This is a genomic window from Desnuesiella massiliensis (assembly GCF_001403615.1).
GTDB classification, from domain to species: Bacteria; Bacillota; Clostridia; order Clostridiales; family Clostridiaceae; genus Desnuesiella; species Desnuesiella massiliensis.
The window spans coordinates 1-5,271 of sequence record NZ_LN879448.1 but is presented as its reverse complement, the minus strand read 5'-3'; the positions used below and the strand labels follow the sequence as shown (position 1 = coordinate 5,271).

Here is a 5,271-nt window from a genome sequence, read left to right as displayed (position 1 = left end):
GAGCCAGGATCAAACTCTCAATTTAAAATTTAAGTTTGATTGCTCATTTTGCTACGTTATTGCTTCACATTACGTCGTCAGCGTCGTCGCTGCGGTGCTCATGTATATCAAATACACTCTGCTCCTCGCTCCTAGCTTCCTAGTACTGTTTTGCACTAACTTCGCAATTTACTTTAGTCTTATGATTTCTCATAAAGAAATTGCTGGTTTCATGTTTATTTTCCTCTGTTTAATTTTCAAAGACCATGCTGCTTTCCAACAGCGTAATTCATTGTATCATTTAAGTATTTTCTTGTCAATAAATTTTTTAGATTTTTTAATCTTTTTACTTATTGATTTTGAATCTCTTAAATGCTTTGTTTTCCTGTCGCTTGCTTCAGGCGACTTCTATATATTATCATAGTTTATAATGCGCATTCCTTAGTATTTCCCTATTATAAGTGTTTATTCATCTTTTACTTCAAAATTCATCATGTTTCTAAGTTTTTCTTTTACCGATACACCAGGTTTAGTTTGTAATATATGCAAATATATTTTGAATATTTAATATAAATATAAAAGTTGCTTCGCAACTTTTATATTCCTTCTATCCAGTTTAAAATATCATTATAAACCTCTTCCTTGCCTAGTTCATTTAGAATCTCGTGTCTCATTCCGTCATAAAGCTTCATATTTACATTTTCTACACCAGCTCTTTTATAATGATTAAAAGCTTTATTAACCATCCTGCCATTAGCACCTACAGGATCATCTTTTCCTGATAGCAAAAGTATTGGGAGGTTTTTAGGTGTTTTTACTATATTTCTTATATCAGTTATATATAGGAGTCCATTAAACATATCTCTAAAACCGCTGGTGGTAAATACAAAGCCACAAAATTCATCTTCTATAAACTTATCTACAATCTTTTCATCTCTGGTAAGCCAATCTTGCTTCGTTCTTATAGGTCTAAATTTATTATTAAAGGATTCATAGGAAAGCTTATTTAAAAAATTGCTTCTATGTTTTGGCCCCCTATTTTTTATCTCCCTTTCCGCTAAAGATTTGCCTAGTTGCAAAAGCATCCTAGGATTATGGGCTGTGCCTGTGGCAATTAATCCATTTATTGAACTTCCGTATTCAATTGCATAGTGCCTAGCTAAGAAGGACCCCATACTATGGCCTAGTAATGTTATCTTTTCCTCTGCATAATCTTTTCTTATTAATTTTGTTAGTTCATTTAAATCCTCAACCATGGCCTGCCATCCATTATTTTCTCCAAAAAATCCAAAGTCCTCTGAGCTATTAGCAGATAACCCATGACCTCTATGATCATTTGAGTAAACTACATATCCCTTTTCTGTAATGAAATTAGCAAAATCCGCATACCTAGCAGAATGTTCGCAGGAACCATGAACTAATTGTATTATACCTTTTATTTCAATGGCATCTTCCGGTTCCCACTTATATATATGTAACTCTTGCCCATCCCTCATCCTAATCTTAAATTTATTTGTTCTCATAAATTCACTTCTTTCTCTAATAAATTTCACCGAAAACTTTCCCAATGCTCTCTTTTATAACTAAATTAGCTTGGGAATCATAGGGAGTAGAGGATTTATTTATTAGTACTAGATGCTTTCCATTAAAATATCTTATGAGACCTGCTGCAGGATATACTACTAATGATGTGCCTCCCACTATTAAAACCTCAGCTTTTGATATATAATCTATGGCTTTACTTATTACATCCGTATCTAATCCCTCTTCATATAAAACCACGTCAGGCCTAACGGTACCGCTACATTTTTTGCATATAGGTACTATATTACTACTTAATATATATTCTAAATCATATTTTTCTCCACATTTCATACAATAATTCCTATGTATTGAGCCATGAAGCTCTATAACCTTTTTGCTACCTGCCTTCTGGTGTAACCCATCAATATTTTGAGTAATTATTGCTTTCAATTTATTATCCTGCTCTAGCTGTGCTAAGGCTATATGAGCCTGATTCGGTTCAGCCCATGGAAAAATCATTTTTTCTTTATAAAAGCTATAAAAATCCTCTTTATGCTCCATAAAAAAGCTATGACTAAGCATTTCCTCAGGGGAGTAATTCTTTTGATTCTTAGCTTTATAAAGGCCTCCCTCCGACCTAAAATCAGGTATATTACTTTCTGTGGAAACTCCAGCTCCTCCGAAAAATACAATATCATTGCTATTATTAATTATTTTCTTAAGAATATCTATTTCTACCATTCTACCATCCCCTTTTGTAAATATTCATAATTAAGGTATTTTCACTTAAAATGACTATTTTTACTTTAATTATAGCATATTGCCCTTGAAACTTAATATAATTTATTATAATAAGTACCAGGAGTTGATATATTGTTTGTTATAATATTTGTTATGATTTTAGGGGCCGCTGGCGGCTATCTGTACCTTGCTCAAAAATTAGACAATCAAAGAAAACAAATATTGGTTCTATCTAAGCAAAATGAAGTATTGAAACAAAACATTCCTAAAGGTTCTAGAACTTATGGCTCCATTTCCATAAGATATAGCAATCCTACCTATACTCAAGGGGTAACAAAGGAAAATTGTAAAATTTACATCGCTCCTTTAGACGATAGTCCTATAATATTAAAAATAGAAAGACCCACTAGCGTAAATGTATTATTTAAGGGAGATGTATTAAATTCTACTTGGTATGAAATAAGTATTCCCATTAAATCTTCTACAAATTCTAAGGGTTGGATAAAAGATTCAGAAATATTGTTTAATACTTCTACTGCGGCTATAGAAAATAGCAATGGTTAGGAAGTTAATGCACAGTTCAAAATGACTGTGCATTGAAAAAAGCGACTTCCGTCGCTTTTTTCTTATTTTCTTTTATTATATACGAACATTGATGTTCCTAAGGCAGTAATCATAGTTCCTGCAGTAATCATCATTTCAAAATCTATAGGACTACCTGTCTCTGGTAGAACATTTTTATCTTCTGAAGGTTTTTGTTCTGCTGTCTTATATACTGCATTTACAGCTTTACTTTCATTGTGTAATCTATCTACAGCAGTTACAGCATAAGTATATGTCTTAGTTCCATCTGCCTTATCATCTAAATATTTTAATCCTACTTGTGCTCCGTTTCTTCTTATAGTAGTAACTATATTCTTAGGATTTTCTATATCGCTTAATTTGTCTCCTTCAAATCTATAAACTACATAATAAGCAGCATCATTATCTGCGCTATCCTTCCAAGTTAATTCCACTCCTTTATTCTTAGCTTTAGCAGTTACACTGACAACAGCCTTAGGCGCGGTATTATCTAACCATGGCATAGTTGGAACTAGAGCTTTAACATTAAAATATTGGTTCTTAATTATATCTGTAACTCCAAATTTATTTAATCTTAGATGCTTTAAACTAAAGAAGGAACTTCCCTTTATCTCTTTGTATTGAGCGTTAAACTTTAACTGATTTCCTATTTCCTCTGGATTTTGCCAATCCTTATCCCAGCTTGAATTATCTGTGTGCTTGTAATTTGCATGTCCTATATATAATTGACAGTTTGTCCCCTTAACTGCATTTGCCCACCAATCTGCTAATTCTCCATAAGGCGCAGCTGTTTGAGCAAAAGACCAGTATATTTGAGGAGTTATATAATCAATCCAACCCTCTTTTGCCCACTTTCTTGTATCTGCATATATATCATCATAGCTTGCAGAGGAACTAATTGGAGTATGAGAACCTTCCCCCTCTGCACTACCTGCTGGATGAGTATCATAATGTCCCCAGATTCCAAAGGGGCTTATACCAAATTTAACATAGGGCTTTTCTTTCTTTATAGCATCAGCTACACTTTTAATCATGGTATCTATATTATTTCTTCTCCAAGCCTTTATATCTGTAAAGCCTTTTCCGTACTTTTCAAAACTAGCTTTATCTTCCCCTCTGTCACCGAAAATATAGGTTACATTCTGTTGAGTAGCTGGATCTTTTCTTGTAACCTTATAAGGATAGAAATAATCGTCAAAATGTATAGCATCTACATCATAATTTTTAACTACTTCTAATACAGTATCCTTAATAAATTTTTGAACCTCTGGCACTGATGGATCTAATATTAACTTATTGTCAAATCTGATTAGATATTCAGGATGTTGTTTAGCAAAATTATTATCAGCTAACTTCCCTAGTTCTTCTTTCATTACCTCTTCAGTTGGCTTGTCCCATTGAAATGCTTGAGCTACTCTGTATGGGTTAAACCATGCATGGAACTCCATATTTCTTTTATGTGACTCTTCAATCATCCATTTAAGCGGATCCCAACCTGGATCTTTACCTTGCTCTCCAGTTAGAAATGCAGACCAAGGATTTAAATCTGATTTGTAAAAAGCATCATTCATAGGTCTTACTTGTAAAGTTACAGCATTTAAATTTAATGCTTCAAAGTCTTCTAAAACCTTATAAAACTCTGCTTTAAACTCTTCCTGAGTTAAACCTGGCTTTGATGGAAAGTCTAGGTTTGATACTGTAGATACCCAAGCACTTCTGAACTGTCTTTTTTCATAAATAGGATCCTTCGACACTTGAATTTGCTTGTCATGCAATTTGATTGGAGTTTCAGTTTGATACTTAAATAATGGCACCATCTCTTCTTCAGCCTGCACCCTTTGAGTGGGCAATGCAACAGTTGATAGAACAACTGCTGATGCCATAGCTAAAGATAAAACCTTTAACAATACTTTTCCTTTCATAAAAAATCCCCCTTATTTTAATATTATGGACCGTAAAAATATATAAATTGCTTATTATTAAACAATTTATTTTCTTTGTAATAACTTTCACTTTATGTAAACGTATGTAAATTATTCTTGGAAATATTATACATGTTATCAAATAAATTTTCAATATACAATTATGTTTTGCAATAAAATTTCTTCATGAAATTTATTGTTGTTTGCTGCAGTAATTTGTAATGATTTTAAATTTCTTAAAAGTTGATATCAAAATTTCTGTTCTTAGCCATGGTAAAAAATAACTAGTACAAAATACAAAATAGACTAGTAGATTCACTGGCTGTCTTTTGGGGATACCTTATAGTTTTGTTAAAAATAATAGTAGTTAAATTTTTTGTCAGTGTATAAAACTTCTAAAGGACTAAACCGCTGTGCCAGCGGTGGCGGCAGCTCGCTTATATCAGACTTCAGCTAAAAAATAAAGTGGTACTCTTTTTCAAGAAAGTACCACTTCACTTATATATAACACTTCTTTATTATT

The 5,271-nt window shown here is 32.5% G+C and carries 4 protein-coding genes; 1 reads left to right on the top strand and 3 read right to left on the bottom strand.

The window, feature by feature from the left end:
• Nucleotides 1-575: 575 nt before the first annotated feature.
• Together BN2665_RS00075 and BN2665_RS00070 are read right to left on the bottom strand one after the other, a co-directional pair.
• Nucleotides 576-1,532, bottom strand: a complete 957-nt coding sequence (locus BN2665_RS00075) for an alpha/beta hydrolase (protein ID WP_207643664.1) — start codon at nucleotides 1,530-1,532, stop codon at nucleotides 576-578.
• Complete coding sequence (locus BN2665_RS00070; protein WP_055665092.1) at nucleotides 1,519-2,244, bottom strand: NAD-dependent protein deacylase; 726 nt, start codon at nucleotides 2,242-2,244, stop codon at nucleotides 1,519-1,521. The genes BN2665_RS00075 and BN2665_RS00070 overlap by 14 nt, the downstream gene beginning before the upstream one ends.
• Nucleotides 2,245-2,376: 132 nt before the next feature.
• Between BN2665_RS00070 and BN2665_RS00065 the strand changes: the two genes are divergently transcribed.
• A complete protein-coding gene (locus BN2665_RS00065) occupies nucleotides 2,377-2,808 on the top strand; it encodes a hypothetical protein (RefSeq protein ID WP_055665091.1) in 432 nt (143 codons plus the stop codon).
• Between the two features lie 62 nt (nucleotides 2,809-2,870).
• Here BN2665_RS00065 and BN2665_RS00060 read toward each other — a convergent pair whose 3' ends face one another.
• On the bottom strand, nucleotides 2,871-4,748 hold the full coding sequence (locus BN2665_RS00060) for a glycoside hydrolase family 10-like protein (protein WP_055665090.1): 1,878 nt from the start codon (nucleotides 4,746-4,748) through the stop codon (nucleotides 2,871-2,873).
• Nucleotides 4,749-5,271 lie beyond the last annotated feature (523 nt).